19 protein-coding genes are annotated in these 19,306 nt (G+C 70.3%); 10 read left to right on the forward strand and 9 right to left on the reverse strand.

Features of this window, described 5'->3' with window-relative positions:
• Positions 1–40 precede the first annotated feature (40 nt).
• The 4 genes from ABD912_RS03620 (at position 41) to ABD912_RS03635 (ending at position 3,371) form a co-directional block, all read left to right on the forward strand.
• Positions 41–817, forward strand: coding sequence for an amino acid ABC transporter ATP-binding protein (locus tag ABD912_RS03620; protein ID WP_425548015.1), 777 nt, complete (start codon positions 41–43; stop codon positions 815–817).
• A gap of 46 nt (positions 818–863) precedes the next feature.
• On the forward strand, positions 864–1,682 hold the full coding sequence (locus ABD912_RS03625; protein ID WP_345148542.1) for a glutamate ABC transporter substrate-binding protein: 819 nt from the start codon (positions 864–866) through the stop codon (positions 1,680–1,682).
• Between the two features lie 106 nt (positions 1,683–1,788).
• The gene (locus ABD912_RS03630; protein ID WP_345148543.1) at positions 1,789–2,466 is read left to right on the forward strand and encodes an amino acid ABC transporter permease; all 678 of its coding nucleotides are present in this window, start codon (positions 1,789–1,791) and stop codon (positions 2,464–2,466) included.
• A complete protein-coding gene (locus ABD912_RS03635) occupies positions 2,463–3,371 on the forward strand; it encodes an amino acid ABC transporter permease (protein WP_345148544.1) in 909 nt (302 codons plus the stop codon). The genes ABD912_RS03630 and ABD912_RS03635 overlap by 4 nt, the downstream gene beginning before the upstream one ends.
• Positions 3,372–3,397: 26 nt before the next feature.
• Here ABD912_RS03635 and dapE read toward each other — a convergent pair whose 3' ends face one another.
• On the reverse strand, positions 3,398–4,495 hold the full coding sequence (gene dapE / locus ABD912_RS03640) for a succinyl-diaminopimelate desuccinylase (protein ID WP_425548027.1): 1,098 nt from the start codon (positions 4,493–4,495) through the stop codon (positions 3,398–3,400).
• Positions 4,496–4,713: 218 nt separating this feature from the next.
• Between dapE and dapD the strand changes: the two genes are divergently transcribed.
• Complete coding sequence (gene dapD, locus ABD912_RS03645; protein WP_345148547.1) at positions 4,714–5,673, forward strand: 2,3,4,5-tetrahydropyridine-2,6-dicarboxylate N-succinyltransferase; 960 nt, start codon at positions 4,714–4,716, stop codon at positions 5,671–5,673.
• Positions 5,663–6,583 carry a hypothetical protein gene (locus ABD912_RS03650; protein ID WP_345148548.1) on the forward strand — a complete coding sequence of 307 codons (921 nt, stop codon included), beginning with the start codon at positions 5,663–5,665 and terminating at the stop codon, positions 6,581–6,583. Before dapD ends, ABD912_RS03650 begins: the two co-directional genes overlap by 11 nt.
• A gap of 10 nt (positions 6,584–6,593) precedes the next feature.
• Here the strand turns inward: ABD912_RS03650 and ABD912_RS03655 are convergent, their stop codons facing one another.
• The 4 genes from ABD912_RS03655 to fdxA form a co-directional block, all read right to left on the reverse strand.
• Positions 6,594–7,334, reverse strand: a complete 741-nt coding sequence (locus ABD912_RS03655) for a hypothetical protein (RefSeq protein WP_345148549.1) — start codon at positions 7,332–7,334, stop codon at positions 6,594–6,596.
• 133 nt (positions 7,335–7,467) lie between these two features.
• Positions 7,468–8,748 (reverse strand): citrate synthase, encoded by a 1,281-nt coding sequence (locus ABD912_RS03660; protein ID WP_345148550.1) that lies wholly within the window; start codon positions 8,746–8,748, stop codon positions 7,468–7,470.
• Between the two features lie 94 nt (positions 8,749–8,842).
• Positions 8,843–9,976, reverse strand: a complete 1,134-nt coding sequence (gene dapC, locus ABD912_RS03665) for a succinyldiaminopimelate transaminase (RefSeq protein ID WP_345148552.1) — start codon at positions 9,974–9,976, stop codon at positions 8,843–8,845.
• Positions 9,977–9,991: 15 nt separating this feature from the next.
• Positions 9,992–10,315, reverse strand: coding sequence for a ferredoxin (fdxA, locus tag ABD912_RS03670; RefSeq protein WP_345148553.1), 324 nt, complete (start codon positions 10,313–10,315; stop codon positions 9,992–9,994).
• 350 nt (positions 10,316–10,665) lie between these two features.
• Here fdxA and ABD912_RS03675 point away from each other — a divergent pair, with 350 nt between their 5' ends.
• The gene (locus ABD912_RS03675) at positions 10,666–10,995 is read left to right on the forward strand and encodes a hypothetical protein (RefSeq protein ID WP_345148554.1); all 330 of its coding nucleotides are present in this window, start codon (positions 10,666–10,668) and stop codon (positions 10,993–10,995) included.
• A gap of 129 nt (positions 10,996–11,124) precedes the next feature.
• On the opposite strand, the gene ABD912_RS03680 is transcribed toward ABD912_RS03675, so the two are convergent.
• Positions 11,125–12,480 carry an MFS transporter gene (locus tag ABD912_RS03680; protein WP_345148555.1) on the reverse strand — a complete coding sequence of 452 codons (1,356 nt, stop codon included), beginning with the start codon at positions 12,478–12,480 and terminating at the stop codon, positions 11,125–11,127.
• Positions 12,481–12,542: 62 nt separating this feature from the next.
• On the opposite strand from ABD912_RS03680, the gene ABD912_RS03685 reads away from it, so the two are divergent.
• A complete protein-coding gene (locus tag ABD912_RS03685; RefSeq protein ID WP_345148556.1) occupies positions 12,543–13,037 on the forward strand; it encodes an ArsR/SmtB family transcription factor in 495 nt (164 codons plus the stop codon).
• 97 nt (positions 13,038–13,134) lie between these two features.
• On the opposite strand, the gene ABD912_RS03690 is transcribed toward ABD912_RS03685, so the two are convergent.
• Together ABD912_RS03690 and typA are read right to left on the reverse strand one after the other, a co-directional pair.
• Positions 13,135–13,563: a hypothetical protein gene (locus tag ABD912_RS03690; RefSeq protein ID WP_345148557.1), complete on the reverse strand. Its 429-nt coding sequence runs from the start codon at positions 13,561–13,563 to the stop codon at positions 13,135–13,137.
• A complete protein-coding gene (typA, locus tag ABD912_RS03695; protein ID WP_345148560.1) occupies positions 13,550–15,472 on the reverse strand; it encodes a translational GTPase TypA in 1,923 nt (640 codons plus the stop codon). Before typA ends, ABD912_RS03690 begins: the two co-directional genes overlap by 14 nt.
• A gap of 176 nt (positions 15,473–15,648) precedes the next feature.
• Here typA and ABD912_RS03700 point away from each other — a divergent pair, with 176 nt between their 5' ends.
• On the forward strand, positions 15,649–16,602 hold the full coding sequence (locus ABD912_RS03700) for an SGNH/GDSL hydrolase family protein (protein ID WP_345148562.1): 954 nt from the start codon (positions 15,649–15,651) through the stop codon (positions 16,600–16,602).
• A gap of 99 nt (positions 16,603–16,701) precedes the next feature.
• Here the strand turns inward: ABD912_RS03700 and ABD912_RS03705 are convergent, their stop codons facing one another.
• Entirely contained in the window at positions 16,702–18,522 is a 1,821-nt protein-coding gene (locus ABD912_RS03705) for an ABC transporter ATP-binding protein (RefSeq protein WP_345148563.1), read from the reverse strand.
• Between the two features lie 140 nt (positions 18,523–18,662).
• On the opposite strand from ABD912_RS03705, the gene ABD912_RS03710 reads away from it, so the two are divergent.
• Positions 18,663–19,298 (forward strand): PH domain-containing protein, encoded by a 636-nt coding sequence (locus tag ABD912_RS03710; protein WP_345148564.1) that lies wholly within the window; start codon positions 18,663–18,665, stop codon positions 19,296–19,298.
• Positions 19,299–19,306 lie beyond the last annotated feature (8 nt).

Below are 19,306 nucleotides of genomic sequence, written 5' to 3' on the forward strand. Positions count from 1 at the left end.
ACCCCTTGTGAAAGCGCCGATGATGGTTAAGGGTCGGGATATGAGCACAGAACCCCAGACCGGCGGCAGGGCCGCGGACGGGTCGCCGATCGTCCGGTTGGCGAACGTCAACAAGCACTACGGTTCCCTGCATGTCCTCAAGGACATCGACCTCGAGGTTTCCAAGGGCGAGGTGGTGGTGGTCCTGGGCCCCTCCGGCTCGGGCAAGTCCACCCTCTGCCGGGCGATCAACCGGCTCGAAACCATCGACTCCGGCGAGATCTTCGTTGACGGTAAGAAGCTGCCCTCGGAGGGCAAGGAGCTCGCCAAGCTCCGCGCCGACGTCGGCATGGTTTTCCAGTCGTTCAACCTCTTTGCCCACAAGTCGATCCTCGACAACGTCACGCTCGGCCCCATCAAGGTCAAGGGCATCCCCAAGGGCGAGGCGCAGAAGCTGGCCATGGTGCTGCTTGAGCGCGTCGGAGTGGCCAACCAGCGGGACAAGATGCCCTCCCAGCTGTCCGGCGGGCAGCAGCAGCGCGTCGCCATCGCTCGGGCGCTGGCGATGAACCCGAAGGTGATGCTCTTCGACGAACCCACCTCCGCCCTGGACCCGGAGATGATCAACGAGGTCCTGGACACCATGATCTCGCTGGCCAAGGAGGGCATGACGATGATCGTCATCACCCACGAGATGGGCTTCGCCCGCAAGGCCGCGAACCGCGTCGTCTTCATGGACGCGGGCCAGATCGTCGAGCAGGCCACCCCGGAGGCGTTCTTCACCAACCCGCAGAGCGACCGTGCCAAGGACTTCCTCAGCAAGCTGATCACGCACTAGCACCGCGGCCCCACCGACCGGTGAGGCCACAACCGAAGGAGAACACATGCGTCATCCACGCATCGCACTCGCCGGCATGGCGGCCGTTGCCGCCCTCGCGCTCACCGCCTGCGGCGGAGGATCCGGCGATTCGTCGGACGACAAGATCAAGATCGGCATCAAGTTCGACCAGCCCGGACTGGGGTTCAAGAGCGGCGACACCTACACGGGCTTCGACGTCGACGTGGCCAAGTACGTGGCCAACGAGCTCGGCTTCCCGGAGGACAAGATCGAGTGGGTCTCCACCCCCTCGGCAAACCGCGAGACGGCCCTGCAGAACAACCAGGTGGACATGATCTTCGCGACCTACTCGATCACCGACGCGCGCAAGCAGTCCGTGGCGTTCGCCGGACCGTACTTCATCGCCGGACAGGACCTGCTGGTGCCCGTGGACAGCGATATCACCGGCCCGGAGGACCTCAACGGGAAGACCCTCTGCTCGGTCACCGGCTCCACCTCCGCCCAGAAGGTGAAGGACACCTACGCCACCTCCGTGAACCTGCAGGAGCTTCCCGGGTACGCGGAGTGCGTGACCGCCATGGAGGGCGGCACCATCGACGCGGTCACCACCGACGACATCATCCTTGCCGGCCTGGCCGCGCAGCCGGCCTACCAGGGCAAGTTCAAGGTCGTGGGGGCGCCGTTCTCCGAGGAGCGCTACGGCGTGGGCCTGAACAAGGACTCCGACCGGTGCGCGGCCATCAACACCGCCATCGGCAAGATGATCTCCTCCGGCGAATGGGAGAAGGCCTTGGCCACCAACACCGAGGGAACCGGCTACACGCCCAGCGACCTGAACCCGCCGGCACAGGATCCCTGCGCCTAGCGGCGTCCACAGCCCTCCGCGACGGCGCCGCGGGGCCCTCCGCCAGGCGGGTCCCGCGGCCTCCACCGACCAGGGTGCCCACGGCCCCCGACAATCGAGGCAGACCATGGACGACTACCTGTCCCTCTTTTCCCAATACAACATTGCCGCGGCATTCTGGATCACCATCCAGTTGGCCTTCTGGTCAGCGCTGATCTCGCTGATCCTCGGCACGGTGCTCGCCCTGATGCGCATCTCCCCGGTGCCCAGCTTCGAGGCCTTCGGCGCAGCCTACGTGAACATCTTCCGCAACACCCCGCTGACCATCATCATCCTGTTCGGCGTGCTGGCGCTGTTCAACCAGCTCGGCTTCACCCTCAGTTCCGACTTCAACCAGAACTTCTTCCGGATGGCCATCATGGGCCTGGCGATCTACCATGCCGCGTTCGTCTGCGAGGCGATCCGCTCCGGCGTCAACACGGTCCCGATCGGCCAGGCGGAGGCGGCCCGAGCCATCGGCCTCGGGTTCCTGCCAGCGGCCCGGCTGGTGATCCTCCCGCAGGCATTTCGCGGGGCGATCGTGCCGCTGGGCAACGTGCTGATCGCGCTGATCAAGAACACCACGGTCGCCAGCGTCGGCTCGGTGGCCATCGAGGCCTCCTCGGTGATGAAGACGGCCCTGGAGTTCCGCGCCGACATCATCATCCCGATCTTCCTCACCTTTGCGATGGGCTTCGTGATCATCGTCATCCCGGTCGGCCTGCTGACCACCTGGCTCTCCAAGAAACTGGCGGTGGCCCGATGAGCGCATCCGTACTGTTCGATTCCCCGGGCCCCAAGGGCCGCCGCACGATCCTGCTCGTCAACGTGGTCGGCGTCGCCGTGATCGCCCTGCTGCTTTACCTGGTGATTTCCGGCCTGGCCGCGAAGGGCCAGATGAGCCCGCAGAAGTGGGCCTCGCTGTTCACCTCCAACGCGTGGCTGAACTTCTTCCTGCCCGGATTGGCCAGCACGCTGCAGGCGGCCGCGGTGTCGATCGTCCTCTCCATTGCCTTCGGCCTGGTCTTCGGCCTCGGCCGGCTCTCCGAGCACAAGGCCTGGAACTGGATCGCGGCGGTGGTCGTCGAGTTCTTCCGCGCCGTGCCAGTGCTGCTGATGATGGTCTTCTTCAACATCTTCTTCGCGCGCTCCGGAATCGTGCCCGGCAGCGAGTCCCCGTTCTGGGCGGTGGTCGTTGCCCTGACCCTCTACAACGGATCGGTGGTTGCGGAACTGGTCCGCGCCGGCGTCCACAACCTGCCCAAGGGCCAGCGCGAGGCCGGCATCGCCATCGGCCTGACCCGCGGCCAGTCGCTACGCCTGATCGAGGTCCCGCAGGCCCTGGTGGCCATGCTGCCGGCACTGATCGGCCAGTTCGTGGTCATCCTGAAGGATTCGGCGCTGGGCTACATCATCGGCTACACCGAGTTGCTGTTCTACTCGCGCACCTTCGGCGCGGCCAACGCGAACACGCTGCAGGCGCTGCTGCTGGCCGCGGCCATATTCATCACCATCAATTACACGCTGACCAAGGTGGCCGAATGGGTGGCGCGCCGGCTCGGCAGCCGCGGCCCGCGCCGCTCCAAGCCCGGGGAGCCGGCCGTCGTCGGGCTGCCCGCGGGCCTGCCCGGGCTGCCGGACACCGACGCGGACGCCGGCCAGCGCCGCTAGCCGGGCGCCTCCGTGCCCGGAGGCGCCTAGGCGGCCAGCCAGCGGCGCAGCGCGTCCAGGCAGTCGCGGACCGCCTGCGCCGGGACGTGCTCGTTGTCGGTGTGGGCCAGCAACGCATCCCCCGGGCCGAAGTTCACCGCGGGAATGCCCAGTTCGGAGAAGCGGGCCACGTCGGTCCAGCCGTACTTGGGCTTCGGAGCGGCGCCGACCGCCGCCACGAAGGCGGCCGCGGCGGGGTGGTTCAGCCCCGGCCGGGCACCGGGGGCTCCGTCGGTGCGCACGATCTCGAAGCCGTCCATCAGCGCGCGCACGTAGGCCTCCGCATCGGCGACGGACTTGTCCGGGGCGAAGCGGTAGTTGATCTCCACCTCGCAGGTGTCCGGGATGACGTTGCCGGCGATGCCGCCGTTGATGCGCACGGCATTGAGCGACTCGCGATACTCGAGCCCGTCGACGGCCACGGTCGCGGGCTCGTGCGCGGCCAGGCGGGCCAACACGGGGGCGGCGGCGTGGATGGCGTTCTCCCCCATCCAGGCGCGGGCCGAGTGGGCGGCCAGCCCGCGGGTGGTGACGCGGAAGCGGCTGGTGCCGTTGCAGCCGCCCTCGACGGTGCCGTCCGTGGGTTCGAGCAGAATCGCGAAGTCGCCGCCGAGCAGTTCGGGGCTGTTGCGGACCAGCCGGCCCAGCCCCGACTTGGAACCCTCGACCTCCTCGTGGTCGTAGAAGACGAAGGTCAGGTCGCGGTTGGGTGCGGTGAGCGCGGCGGCCAGCGCCAGCTGCACGGCGACCCCGCCCTTCATGTCGGTGGCCCCGCGGCCGTAGAGGATCTCCCCGTCCCACTCCGAGGGCACGGTGCCGCGCGAGCCGGGGGTGGTCGGCAGCGGAACGGTGTCCAGGTGGCCGGCCAGGATCACGCGCTCGGAGCGGCCCAGCTCGGTGCGGGCGATGATCGAGTCGCCGTCGCGGTGCACGCTCAGATGCGGCAGGGCGCGCAGGGCGCCCTCCACCAAGTCGGCAAGGGCCAGCTCGTTGCCGGAAACGGAGTCGACGTCGATCAGCGCCGCGGTGAGCGCGGCGACGTCTCCGGTCAGGTCGAGCGGGGCAGGGGCGGAGGGCGCGGGCAGGGCGGAAGTCACCCACCCAGCCTAACCGCCGAGGGTCCCGCATCGAGCGAAGCGAGACGTGGGAGGCGGGAAGGCGCTAACCGCCGAGGGTCCCGCATCGAGCGAAGCGAGACGTGGGAGGCGGGAAGGCGCTAACCGCCGAGGGTCCCGCGTCGAGCGAAGCGAGACGTGGGAGGCGGGAAGGCGCTCACCCCGTTCGCCCGGCTAACATGGGATGCATGACTACCGCAGATGCCCAGCACAGCCCTGCCCAAAACTCCGTGCGCCTGGCTTCCGGCCATGGCCTGGCCACCCTTGCCGCCGACGGCACCGTCCTTGACGTCTGGTTCCCGGCGCCGGCCCTCGGCCCGCTGGCCGGGGCCGAGCAGCTCGCCGGCGAGCTGAAGGCGGTGGCCGCGGACGACGCCGACCGCGGCACCACCCAGTCCGTGGTCTCCCTGGAGATCGACCTCGACGTCGCCCCGGCCGACTCCGCCGATGCGTGGCTGCGCCTGCACCTGCTCTCCCACCGCCTGGTAGCCCCCAACTCGCAGAACCTGGACGGCATCTTCGGGCTGCTGGCCAACGTCGTGTGGACCAACTTCGGACCGTGCGCCGTCGACGGCTTCGAGGCCACCCGCCTGAAGCTGCGCAAGCGCGGCGCCGTGACCGTGTACGGCGTGGACAAGTTCCCGCGCATGGTCGACTACGTGATGCCTGCCGGCGTGCGCATCGCCGAGGCCGGTCGTGTCCGCCTCGGTGCGCACCTGGCGCCCGGCACCACCGTTATGCACGAGGGCTTCGTGAACTTCAACGCCGGAACCCTGGGCACCTCCATGGTCGAAGGCCGCATCTCCGCCTCCGTGGTGGTCGGCGACGGCTCCGACGTCGGCGGGGGCGCCTCCATCATGGGCACCCTGTCCGGCGGCGGCAAGGAGCGGATCGTCGTTGGCGAGCGGGTCCTGCTGGGCGCCAACTCCGGCATCGGCATCTCCGTCGGCGACGACTGCGTCGTCGAGGCCGGGCTCTACGTCACGGCCGGCACCCGGGTGGTGCTGGGCGAGCGCACCGTCAAGGCGCTGGAACTCTCCGGGGTCCCGAACCTGCTCTTCCGCCGCAACTCCCTCACCGGCGCCGTAGAGGCCCTGCCCCGGCTGGGCCAGACCGTGGAACTGAACTCCGCTCTGCATGCCAACTGACGCACGGGAAACCGTCTTCGCGCTTGCCTCCGGGTCCGGCAACGGCCCCGGAGGCAAGCGCACCCGCACGCGCCGGCAACGGCTCGTGCGTACCCTCGTGGCGCTCGGGCTGTGCGTGGGCGTCGTCGGTGGAGGGCTGACCGCCGCGGCGGTCTTCCTGGAGCGCGAGGAAACGCTCGTGCGCGAGCACTGCACCGCCGTCGTCGGAACCGACGAGCACCGCCTGGACCCGGAGCAGGCCGCCAACGCGGCACTGATCGCCGCCGTGTCCGTCGGCCGCGGCATGCCCGCGCGGGCGGCGACCATCGGCATCGCCACCGCCGTGCAGGAATCGAAGCTGCGCAACATCGACTACGGGGACACCGCCGGTCCCGATTCGCGGGGGCTGTTCCAGCAGCGCCCCTCCCAGGGCTGGGGCACCGAGGCCCAGGTCATGGACCCGATCTACGCGGCGAACCGCTTCTATGCGGAACTGGAGACGTTCGACTACCGCGACATGGACGTCACCGAGGCCGCCCAGAAGGTCCAGCGCAGCGCCTACCCGCTGGCCTACGCCGACCACGAGCCGGAGGGCAGGGCCTACGCCTCGGCCCTGACCGGCAACTCCCCCGCGGCCCTGAACTGCGTGCTGCGCCGCGCCGACGCGGCCGGAAACCCGGACGCCCTGGTGGCGTCCCTCGAGGCCGCGTTCGGCGACCTCGACACCTCCGTGGACGGGCGCAGCGTGACGGTCCGGGCCGCCGGCAAGCGCGGCTGGGCCGTCGCCCAGTGGGCGGTCGCCACGGCCGACCAGCACCAGACGACGGCGGTCGGCAACGCCGGGCTGGTGTGGAACCGCACCGAAAAGGGCTGGGTCACGGCCGCTACCACCGACGGCGCCGTGGTCATCACCGTCGCCGCCGCGGAATAGGTTTCCCTGTTCAGACCAGCAGGTCGACCACCGGTTGCAGGTAGGAACGGAAAAGCCCCTCGTCGCGGGGCAGGTCCTGGCTCAGGATCACGGTGGCGGGCTCGACGAACCAGGCCCGCGGTTCGGCCAGCGGCAACTCCAGCAGGGTGAGCCTGAACGGGTGGGCCGTCCGGTCCACCTCAAGCTCGCGGTCCTGGATCATGCGTTCCACCAGGTCCCGCCCGCCCGCGGCGGGCGCCGCGCCGGTCCTGCGGTATTCCTCCAGGCGTTCCTGCGTCCAGTCGAACGCGGCCCCGTAGTGCGCCCGCAGCAGGCGCTGAAGCGTGGGGGAATCGTTGAACCCCCCGAAGACGGGCGCGTCCAGGACGCCCGCCAGTTCCTCCGCAGCACCAAATCCGGCCGTGTCCAGCCCCGCCGTGCCCGCTCCCGACGCGCCCGGTCCTGCCGTGGCCGGTCCCGCCGCGGAGGCCGGTCCCGCGGCGTTCACGGCCTCGGCGGCCGCGGCGTCGTTGGGGTGCCCGTTGCCGCGCAGCAGGCGGTGCCACCAGCGCTGCCACTCCTGGCGCAGTTCGGCGGCGGCGTGGGGGTCGATCTCGGCCGCTGCGACCGGTTTGACGGGCGGGTCGAGGGGGCACAACACCGGGTTCCCCACCGGATCGATTCGGGCCAGGTCACGCAGGTACAGGGCCAGCAGCATCTGTCCATGCATGCCCGCGGACACCTGCCAGCCGCAGTCTTCGCTGTGGGACATAGAGCAGGCCTTTCTCGAAAGGGCTCCCACCCCAAGGGTAGCCCCGTTCACGGCCGTTGGTGCCGGCCAACACCAAAGGACCGCCTCCCGGCGGGGAAGCGGTCCTTTGGCGTGGCGTGGGTGCGCGCGGGCCCTACAGCGGGTAGTTGCGCTCGGCCTCGCCCACGTACAGCTGGCGCGGACGGCCGATCTTCATCTCCGGGTCCTGGATCATCTCGCGCCACTGGGCGATCCACCCGGGCAGGCGGCCGATCGCGAACAGCACGGTGAACATCTTCTCCGGGAAGCCCATGGCCTTGTAGATCAGGCCGGTGTAGAAGTCCACGTTCGGGTACAGCTTGCGCTGGATGAAGTAGTCGTCGGCGAGGGCCTTCTCCTCCAGGCGCATGGCGATGTCGAGGAGTTCGTCGTTGCCGCCGAGCTTGCCCAGGATCTCGTGGGCGGTCTGCTTGATGATCTTGGCGCGCGGATCGTAGTTCTTGTACACGCGGTGGCCGAAGCCCATCAGGCGGACGCCGTCCTCCTTGTTCTTCACCTTGTCCATGAAGACTTCCGGCTTCATGCCGTCGGCCTGGATCTGGCGCAGCATCTTCAGCACCGCCTCGTTGGCGCCGCCGTGGGCGGGGCCGAACAGGGCGTTGATGCCGGCGGAGACCGACGCGAAGAGGTTCGCGTTGGAGGAGCCGACCAGGCGGACGGTGGAGGTGGAGCAGTTCTGCTCGTGGTCGGCGTGCAGGACCAGCAGCAGGTCCAGGGCCTTGACGACCTCGGGATCGACCTCGTAGGGTTCGGCCGGGTTGCCGAAGTTCAGGCGCATGAAGTTCTCCACGAGGCTCATGGAGTTGTCCGGGTAGAGCAGGGGCTGCCCGATGGACTTCTTGTGCGCGTAGGCGGCGATGACCGGCAGCTTGGCCAGCAGGCGGATGGTGGAGAGTTCCACCTGTTCCTCGTTGAACGGGTCAAGCGAGTCCTGGTACCAGGTGGACAGCGCCGAGACGGCGGAGGAAAGCACCGGCATCGGGTGGGCGTCGCGCGGGAAGCCGCCGAAGAAGCCCTTGAGCTCCTCGTGCAGCAGCGTGTGGCGGCGGATCTTCTGGTCGAATTCCTCGAGCTCGGTGGCGCTCGGCAGGTTGCCGTAGATGAGCAGGTAGGAGACCTCAAGGAAGCTGGAGTGCTCCGCGAGCTGCTCGATCGGGTAGCCGCGGTAGCGCAGGATGCCCTGGTCGCCGTCGATGTAGGTGATCGCGGACTTGGTGGCCGCGGTGTTCATGAAGCCGGGGTCGTAGGTCACCGCTCCGGTGGTCTTCAGCAACTTGGAGACGTTGAAACCGTCGTTGCCCTCCACCGCCGGGATGATCGGCATATCAAGGTGGTGGCCCGCATAGCTTAGCTGGGCAGATTTGTGGTCCGTCATGGCTCTCCTTGTCGGAGTACAGGTAATACCTGGGTGCTGTAATTCACTGACACGCTACCGCCCTCGGGCAGCGGTTCCCTAATCGGGGTGTTCACTAACTGGACGGTTTCGTTCCGACTGGCGAAACGGCCGCCAGCCGCTCCACGGCGGCGTCGATCCGCTCGTCGCTGGCCGTGAGCGCCACGCGCACGTAGCCCTCCCCGGCCGCGCCGTAGAAGCTCCCCGGGCCCACCACGATGCCGAGGTCCGCGAAGCGTCCCACGGTGGTCCAGGTGTCCTCGCCGGCGGTGGCCCACAGGTAGAGCCCGGCCGCCGAATCGGGAACCGTCAGCCCGAAGCCCTCCAGCGCCGGGAGCAGGCGCGCGCGCCGGCCCCGGTAGAGGTCCTTCTGCGCTGCCACGTGGGCGTCGTCGCCCAGCGCCACGCGCATGGCTTCCTGTACCGGCCGCGGAACGATCATGCCCGCGTGCTTGCGGTTGTTCAGCAGGTTCGGCATCAGGTCCGGCGCGCCGGCCACGAAGGCCGCCCGGTAGCCGGCCACGTTCGACTGCTTGGACAGCGAGTAGACCGACAGCAGGGAAGTGAAGTCGCCTCCGCTCACGCGCGGATCCAGGATGCCCGGCACCCCGTCCTCCCACGGGCCCCAGCCCAGTTCGGCGTAGCACTCGTCGGAGGCGACCACGGCGCCGAGCGATCGGGCGTCGCGGACCAGTTCGGCCAGTTCGTCGACGCCCCGGACGGTACCGGTCGGGTTGCCCGGGGAGTTGGTCCACACCAACTTGACCCGCGCCCGCACCTCCGCGGGCAGGTCGGAGAGCCGGTCGGCGGGAACCGCTTCGGCGCCGGCCAGCCGGGCCCCGATGTCGTAGGTCGGGTAGGCGACCACGGGGCGCACGACGACGTCGCCCGGGCCGAGCCCGAGCAGCAGCGGCAGCCACGCCACCAGTTCCTTGGACCCGATGGTGGGCATGATGTGCTCGGGGTCCAGGCCGGGTGTGTTGCGCCGGCGGGCGTACCAGGCGGCGATCGCCTCGCGCAGGGCGCGGGTGCCGTGGGTGGTGGGGTAGCCCGGGGCGTCGGCGGCCTCCCGCAGGGCGGCGCGGATGACCTCGGGGGTCGGGTCCACCGGAGTGCCGATGGACAGGTCCACGACGCCTCGGGGGTGGGCCTCCGCGGTGCGCCGGTAGGGCGCCAGCGAGTTCCAGGGGTAATCGGGAAGGGTCAGCATCGTCGCGCCCGGGGCCTAGCCCTGGTTCTGCGGGGCCAAGGCGGCGACGAACGGGTGGTCCTTGCCGGTGTTGCCCAGCTTCGCGGCGCCGCCGGGGGAACCGATCTCGTCGAAGAACTCGACGTTGGCCTTGTAGTAGTCGGCCCACTCGTCGGGAACGTCGTCCTCGTAGTAGATGGCCTCGACGGGGCAGACCGGCTCGCAGGCGCCGCAGTCCACGCACTCGTCAGGGTGGATGTACAGCGAACGGTCGCCCTCGTAAATGCAGTCGACCGGGCATTCCTCGATGCAGGCCTTGTCCTTAACGTCTACGCACGGCTGGGCGATGATGTACGTCACGGTACCCGGGTCCTCCCCTTATGGTGGTGTTCTCTGCCGCCGCCTCGGGCGGTTTCGCCGGGCAGCCCGGTCAATAGTTTAGTCCCCCGCGGCCCCGGCCGTGTCACCGCCCCTGCGTTACGCCGCCGGCCCGCAATGCGTCACCGGGCACGGCCAGCAGGGCCGAGAGGGGTCCCAGGCGGGCCGGTGTCCGCAGCTGGCGCCGAAGCGGCTCCCCCCTCGCTGCCTAGCGTCCATGAGCCTCCCAATCCCCGCTAGCGCTCGGATCGGGGCCCTCGGCTCATAGCGTCCAGGCGACTCCCACACCTCGCTTCGCTCGGTGCGGGACCCTCGCCGCCTAAACTGGATCGATGGCCGACGACTTCTTCGCATCACTGCTGCCCGGCGACCGGATCGTGGTGCGCTACCGCCTCGGGAAGGACTCCTCCGCACCCGGCGGCCCCGCGCTGACGGACGCGTTGGGCGAATTCGCGGGCCTGCAGGAAGGCACTGTGACTGGGGAAGGCACGGTGTCCGGGGAAAGCTCTGCGGCCAGGGACGGGGCCGGGATCCGGGAAGCGGCGGTGGCTGTCCGCACCCGCAGCGGGATCGTGCTGATCGCTCTGTCCTCCGTCACGCACGCCAAGCGCGTTCCCCCGCCCCCTGCCCGGCGCGGGCCCCGCCGCCCGGACGCGGAATGACGAACGGTGGCTTGGATGACGCCAGATGAAGAAGTAAGGGATGTGTGACGCCGGACAAATGACGCCAGATGAAGCCGGCCGAACGTATCGGACCGGATGAAGCGGGCCGAATGAAACAGCCCGCGGGGCTCAGGCCGTTCCGGCCTCGGCGGGCAGGTCCTCCTCCGGCCCGTCCGGAAGCACGCGCATTCGCGCCAGCGGCGAGAAGATTAGCGGCAGCGCGGCCCCGACACTGCCGGCAACCCCGATCCACAGGGCCGGCACGGTGCCCAGCCGCTCCCCCAGCACTCCGGCCAGCAGGGCCGCCGGGGGGATGACGCCCCACACCAGGAAGCGGATCGAGGCGTTCGCCCGGCCGAGCAGTCCGGGCGGGCAGATCCGCTGGCGCATGCTGACCTGGATGATGTTGTAGACCAGCACGCCGATGGTCAGCACGAACATCGCCCCGGCCAGGACCGCGAAGGCCGACAGCGGTCCCGGCGCCAGCGTCGCCAGGGGGAAGCCCGCCATCGCGATGCCGGTCAGCGCCGTGGAGATCGGCAGCGCGGTCCCCTCCCCCAGCAGGCGGGCCAGGTAGGGGGTGGCCGCGGCGGAGAGCAGGCCGCCGACGGCACCGGCGGAGTACACCATGCCCAGGTGGGCCGGATCCAGCCCGAGCGTGCGCAGCACCAGGACCGGCATCAGGGTGAAGACGATCGTGCTGAAGAAATTCATGATCGCGGTTGCCGCCGCGATGTGTTTGATCAGGCGGTGGCGCAGCACGTACGCCAGGCCCTCGCGGATCTCCGGCCAGAGCCTGCCGCGTTCGCGGGGCTCCTTGGGCTCTTCGCGGTCCCGGACCCCCCACAGGCAGGCCGCGGAGGCCAGGTAGCCGGCTGCCTGGCCGAGGAACAGCGCCGGCGCCAGCACCAGGTGCATCAGCCATCCGCCCAAAGCCGGGCCGACCAACCGGGAAGCCTGGCCGGTGGCCTCGAGCCGGGCGTTGGCGTCCGCGATCGACCTCGACTGGACCAGCAGCGGGATGGCGGACTGGTAGGCCACGTCGAAGAACACCGTGGCGATCCCGAGCAGCACGGCGCAGGCCCACAGGTGCCACATCTGCAGGATCCCCAGGTACCACAGCAGGGGAATCGCGAGCGTGACGGCGAAGCGGACCAGGTCCGCCCGGATCATCACCCTGCGCTTGAGCCAATGGTCCACCCAGGCCCCCGCCGGCAGCCCCACCACCAGGAAAGCCAGCGACTGGGCGGCCTTGAGCACGCCCACTTCGAGGTCGCCCGCCGACAGCAGCGACACGGCAACCACCGGCAGGACGACGGCCCCGGTCTGCGCCCCGAGCTGGCTCAGCGTCTGCCCGGCCCAGAACAGGCCGAAGTTCCGGTCGCGACCGAGGCCGGACGGCGTCCCCGACGCCCCCGCGTGACCGTTGCCTGCATTTGCTTCGCTCTTGGGGACGCGGGAAGGCTGGCGCGCAGTGGCGGGCATGGATCCCCTGTGGTCCGATTTGATTATTTCAATGAGTGGCGCAAATTACTTATCCTGAAGATATGGCAACGGACGAAGAGCTGCAAGCACGGGCGCGGGCACTGAGTTCGCCCGTGAGGCTGCGGATCCTGCGGCTGTGCCTGCACCGCGCGCGGACCAACAAGGAGATCGCCGACCTGCTGGGGCTGAACCCCGCGACGTCGCTCCACCATGTGCGCACGCTGCTCTCCACGGGGTTCCTGGAGGCGGAGGAGGCCCGCCGGGGCAATCGCGGCGCGAAGGAGGTGCCCTACCGCAGCACCCGGATGTCCTGGGGCACGCGGGTCCCCGATGCGGCCCCGGTGCTGGTGGAAACGTTCCTGCAGGAGATCGACGGGCTGGCTCCCGACGAGATCCAGGTGGTGCGCGCCGGCCTCAGGCTCAACGAGGCCGACCGGCGCGAAATGCTCGAACGCCTCCGCGCCGTGGTCTCGGAGTACGCCCTGCGCCCGCCGGACCCGGAGGGCGCGGCGACGTCCCTGTTCATCGCCCACCACCTGGACCGCACGGCCGAGTAGACGCAGCGCCTCGTAGACGCAGCGAAGCCCGATAGACACAGCGAAGCCCGGCCTCCCGAGGGAGGCCGGGCTTCGGCGGGCCACGGCTACGGCCGGGCTACTTGGCGGTGCGCTTGGGCAGGGCCCATGCGGTGATCACCAGGGCCACCAGCGTGGCCGCCACCAACCCGTAGGTCCAGACCGCACCCGCCAGCGCGGGGCCGGGCAGCGTCGCGTGGTTGGACCACGCGACGATCAGGTGGTTGCGGGTGCCGGCGCTGGTCAGCGCCACCAGCCCGTAGGCCACGACGCCGGCGAGGGCCGTGGCCCACAGCTTCTCCGCGAAGAGTCCGGCAAGGACCATCATCGCTCCGGCGAACCCCAGGGCCAGCAAGGCGCCCCAAGGGAACGGGTTGTCGCCGACGTAAAGGACGTGGCCGTGCACCAAGGTCCCGACGACCGCCGCCAGCAGCCCCGCCACCAGGGCGGAGACGATGCCGGTGCCGGCCGCCAGGGCCTTGCTGCGGGGTTTGTCAGGCGCGGGCACGGGCCCGGTTAGCCTTCAGACGCTCGTTGACGTCCAGGATCACCTTGCGGATGCGGATGGCCTCCGGGGTGACCTCGACGCACTCGTCCTCGCGGGCGAACTCCAGGGACTCCTCGAGCGTGAGGGTGCGCGGCGGGGTGAGGTTCTCGAAGCTGTCGGAGGACGCCGCACGCATGTTGGTGAGCTTCTTTTCCTTCGTGATGTTCACGTCCATGTCGTCGGCGCGCGAGTTCTCGCCCACGATCATGCCCTCGTACACCTCGGAGGTCGGCTGCACGAAGAAGCTGCCGCGTTCCTGCAGGTTGATCATCGCGAACGGGGTGACCACGCCGGCGCGGTCGGCGACCATCGAGCCGTTGGTGCGGTACTCGATCGGGCCGAACCACGGCTCGTAGCCGCCGGAGTAGGAGGACGCGATGCCGGCGCCGCGGGTTTCGGTGAGGAACTTGGTGCGGAAGCCGATCAGGCCGCGGGCCGGAACGGTGAACTCCATGCGGACCCAGCCGGTGCCGTGGTTGGCCATGTTGGTCATGCGGCCCTTGCGGGCGGCCATGAGCTGGGTGACGGCGCCGAGGTACTCCTCGGGGACGTCGATGGTCATCTCTTCGATCGGCTCGTGGATCTTGCCGTCGACGGTCTTGGTGACCACCTGCGGCTTGCCGACGGTGAGCTCGAAGCCTTCGCGGCGCATCTGCTCGACGAGGATGGCCAGCGCCAGCTCGCCGCGGCCCTGGACCTCCCAGGCGTCCGGGCGCTCGGTCGGGAGGATGTTCAGCGACACGTTGCCGATGAGTTCCTTGTCGAGGCGGTCCTTGACCTGGCGGGCGGTCACCTTCGCGCCCTTGACCTTGCCGGCCAGCGGGGAGGTGTTGATGCCGATGGTCATGGAGATCGCCGGCGGGTCGACGGTGATCAGCGGCAGCGGCTTCGGGTTCTCCAGGTCGGTGAGGGTCTCACCGATCATGATGTCCTCGATGCCGGCGACGGCGACGATCTCGCCCGGTCCGGCCTCTTCGGCGGGCACGCGGGCCAGGCCCTTGGTGGCCAGCAGCTCGGTGATCTTCACGGTCTTCAGCTCGCCGTCCTGGCGGGCCCAGGCGACCTGCTGGCCCTTGCGCAGGGTGCCGTTGAAGATGCGCAGCAGGGCCAGGCGGCCCAGGAACGGGGAGGCGTCCAGGTTGGTCACGTGCGCCTGCAGGACTTCGTCCGGGGTGTAGACCGGGGCCGGGACGTGCTCCATGATGGCGGCGAACAGCGGCTCCAGGTCCTCGCTGTCCGGCAGGGAGCCGTCGGCGGGCTGGGTCAGGGAGGCGCGGCCGGCCTTGCCGGAGGCGAAGACGACCGGCACGTTCAGGACGGAGTCCAGGTCCAGGTCCGGAACCTCGTCGGCCAGGTCGGAGGCCAGGCCCAGGAGGAGGTCCATCGAGTCGGAGACAACGCCATCGATGCGGGCGTCGGGACGGTCGGTCTTGTTGACCACCAGGATCACCGGCAGCTTCGCGGCCAGCGCCTTGCGCAGCACGAAGCGGGTCTGCGGCAGCGGGCCCTCGGAGGAGTCGACCAGCAGCACGACGCCGTCGACCATGGACAGGCCGCGCTCGACCTCGCCGCCGAAGTCGGCGTGGCCGGGGGTGTCGATGACGTTGATGGTGACGGACTTGCCGTTGGCGGAGGGACCGGAGTAGGCGACCGTGGTGTTCTTGGCGAGAATGGTGATGCCCTTCTCGCGCTCCAGCTCGCCGGAGTCCATGACCCGCTCCTCGGTCTCCCCGTGGGAGGAGAAGGCGCCGGTCTGGCCCAGCATGGCGTCCACGAGGGTGGTCTTGCCGTGGTCGACGTGCGCGACAATGGCGACGTTGCGAAGGTCTTCGCGGACGGCGGTGTTGGCAGCCGTGCTGATATCAGACATGCGTTCGGGACTCACTTCGTTCGGTTGTTGGGGTCGGGGCCACAGTCGACCCAATCATCCATTCTAACCCCCGCGAAAAAATGCCCCAAACTTCTGGCGCGTCGCGGCCCCGAAACGGCAAGGTTGGAGTTCCGGCGGCCTTTGGCCGCCGGGTCCTTCCAGGGCCAGGGGGAACCATGGGACACGGTCTTGACCGGGGGAACGGGCGCGGGGCCTCCCGTGCCCGGCGCCGCTGCCGCGCGCGGCGCAAGGCCGCGGGCGCGCTCGCGGCGGCCGCCGCCGTCGTGCTGGCCGGCGCCTTCCTGGCCGTCTCGGCGCACGGAGGCTGGCACGTCCCCGGCGGAACCCCGCGGGCGGCGGCCGCGCCGGCCGGAATCGTGCCGGGAGGGACGGCGCGCGGAGGGCCCGTGGTGGCCCCCAACGAGCACGCCGGCTGGTCCACGCAAGGCAGCATCGGCACCGTGCGCAACCCGGCCACCGGACGCGAGGAACTCCTCTACCCGGACCCGGCCCGGCTGGCCGTGGTGGTCGGGGACTCGCAGGCCGACGGCGCCGCGGGCGTCCCGGGCGCCATGACGTGGCCGCGGCTGGCCCTGCAGGCGGCCGGCTACCAGGTGGTCTTCCGCGGCCGCGGCGGGACCGGCTTCACGGCCTCCAACGGAAGGTTCCTGAACTACGTCGACGCGCTGCGCTCGGGCCAGTGGCTGCTCCCCCACGGGAACGTCGGGCTGGTGCTGGTGGAGGGCGGCGGCAACGACGCACTCGCCGGGGCGACCGATGAGCGGATCCGGACCGGGTTCCTGGACCTTGTGGGTGAGCTGCGGCGCACCTACCCGGACAGCCGGATCGTTGCCGTGGGCACGCTGGCCCGGGCCCTGGACGACGGCGGCGGCCGCCGCAACGCGGTCGACGCCGCGGTGGGGCGCGCCGCCGCGGAGGCGGGCGTGGACTTCGTCAGCGCCGGCGACTGGCTGACCACCGCCGGGCTGGCGAACCGGCTGGCCGACGGCACGCACCTGGACGCGGCGGGCCACCGGATCGCCGCGGACCTGTTCGGGCAGCGGCTGGCGGCCCTGGGCGTCGGCGGCCCCGGCACCGTCCTGGCCGGCAGGATTCCCGAGGCGCCGTAGCCGGGACGGCGGGGTCGTTGCATGCCCGCGCGTCGCGTGCATAACGACGCGTCAGCCGTATTCGTCGCACGGGCATGCACACCCGTCCCGCGAGGTGCCCTAGGAGGCGCCCGATCCGGCGGCGAGCTTGGCCCGCAGTTCGCGGCGTTCGGCCTGCGCATCCGGATCCGGCAGCGGGACCGCCGCCATCAGCCGCTGGGTGTAGGGGTCCTGCGGGTTGCGCAGGACCTCGTCGCGCGTGCCCTGCTCCACGATCCGCCCGTGCCGCATGACCACGATGCGGTCGGCCAGGACGTCGACCACGGCGAGGTCGTGGGTGACGAAGAGGCAGGCGAAGCCCATCTCCCGCTGCAGCCCCTGGAAAAGCTCCAGGACCTTGGCCTGGACCGAGACGTCCAGGGCGGAGGTCGGCTCGTCGGCCACCATGAGCTTCGGTTCCAGGGACAGGGCCCGGGCGATGCCCACGCGCTGCTTCTGCCCGCCGGAGAGCTCGTGGGGGTAGCGGTTGCGGTAGGCCAGCGGCAGCTCCACCTGGTCCAGCAGCACCTCGATGCGCTTCTGCAGCGCGGCGCCCTTGGCGACGCCCGCGAGCAGCATCGGTTCGCCGATCGATTCGCCGATGGGCAGGCGCGGGTTCAGCGAGCTGGACGGGTCCTGGAAGACCATGCCGACCTGGCGGCGGATGGCCTGCAGCTGCTTGGAGGTCTGGCCCAGCCCGGCGAGCTCGGTGCCGGTGACCTTCAGCGATCCCTCCGCGACCGGCAGCAGGCCCACCGCGGCCCGCCCGATGGTGGTCTTGCCGGAGCCGGATTCCCCCACCAGTCCCACCACCTGTCCCTGGCGGACCACCAGGTTGGCGCCCTCGACGGCCCGGAACGCCGGGACGCGTCCCTGCTTGGGGTACTCGATGGCCACGTTGGACAGCTCCAGGACCGCGGGCCGCGCCGGTTCCTCCGCGGCCTGCTCCCCCGCCGCCTCCAGCCCGGCCAGGACCTCCTGCTCGCGTTCGCGCAGTTCCTCCTCGCCGGCGGTCTCCAGGTCGATGTGCACGGCCTGGGCGACGGCCGCGGTGACGTCGACCTCCGTCTCCCCCTCGGTGCCCTGGCCCAGCCGCGGCACCGAGGCCAGCAGCTGCTGGGTGTATGGGTGCTGCGGGCGGTTGAAGATCTCCCGCGACGTGCCGGTCTCGACGATCCGGCCCTGGCGCATCACCGCGATCCGGTCGGCCAGGTCGGCGACCACTCCCATGTCGTGCGTGATGAGCACGATCGCGGAGTTCAGCTTGTCGCGCAGGTTGCGCATCAGGTCAAGGATCTCCGCCTGGACCGTGACGTCCAGGGCCGTCGTGGGCTCGTCGGCGATCAGCAGCTTCGGGTCGCAGGAGAGCGACTGGGCGATCATGGCGCGCTGGCGCTGGCCGCCGGAGAGCTGATGCGGGTAGGAACGGAACGCCTTGACCGGGTCCGGCATCTCCACCAGTTCCAGCATCTCCAACGCGCGCCGCTGCGCGTCCGCCGGGGACATGGGGTTGTGCAGGCGCAGCGTCTCCACGATCTGGTCCCCCACCGTGTACACGGGGTTCAGGGCGGTCATGGGCTCCTGGAAGATGACGGCGACGTCGTTGCCGCGCACCTGGCGCAGCTTGGCCGGGCCCAGGCCCAGCAGGGGCTTGCCGTCGAGCAGGACCTGGCCGCGCACGCGCGAGTTGGAGGGCAGCAGTCCCAGCAGCGCCATGGAGCTGGCGGACTTGCCGGATCCCGACTCCCCGACGATCGCCAGCACCTCGCCGGCCCGCACCTGGTAGTTGAGCCCGACGGCGGCCGGGACCCATGCCTTGTCCACCCCGAAGTCGACGTAGAGGTCCCGGACCTCGAGCACGGGGGTGCCCGCGGCGTGGTTTGCGGTGGCGTGTTCGCTCATCTTGTCCTCGTTTCCTTCCGGAAGCTGTTCCGGCCCTGCGGTGGTGCGTCGGGGGTGGCCTGTGGGATTGCGGGTGGGGTTGCGGGCGTGCGCTGCGCTCGGATTGCGAGGCCAAGCGGCAAAGCTGGAACGATGGGGTCATGCCAGCGCCGAACAGCAGCTCCGAAGACTTCGTATTCCGTCCCCGGGGGCCCCGCGTCCTGGCCGCGCTGCTCGGCGGCGGAGCCTTGGCCGGCGCCGCGACGGTGGTCCTGGGCGCCGGTCCCGGGGGCTGGCCGGCGGCGGTTCCGCTGCTGCTTCTGGCGTACCTGGCCTGGTGGCTGTTCTGGTTCCCGTCCGTCACCGTCGGCGGCAACGGCGTGCGCCTGGTCAATCCGGCCTCCACCGTGTCCATCCCGTGGGCGGCGATCGTGGACGTGGACACCAAGTACGCCCTCACCGTGGTGACGCCCAAACGCCGCTACGGCGCCTGGGCCGCGCCGGCTCCGGGCTCCAGCGCCGCGCTCCGGGAGGCGCGCCGCACCGCCCGCGACGAACGGCGCGACGCCGGCGGCCGCCGCTACGTCAGCGTCCGCCCGGGCGATGTGGCCGGCACCGATTCGGGAACGGTCGCGGGCCAGGTCCGCCGGCGCCTCCAGGCGCTCGCCGAGCAGGGCCTGCTCGACGGCGGCGCGGCGGAAGCCGCCGTCGTACGCCGCCAATGGCATGGTGCCCATCTGCTCGCCTTCTTCCTGCTGCTGGCGCTGAGCCTGCTGCTGCCGTCCTACCTGCTCTGACCGGCTCC

The organism is Arthrobacter ginkgonis (assembly GCF_039540195.1).
GTDB lineage: Bacteria > Actinomycetota > Actinomycetes > Actinomycetales > Micrococcaceae > Zafaria > Zafaria ginkgonis.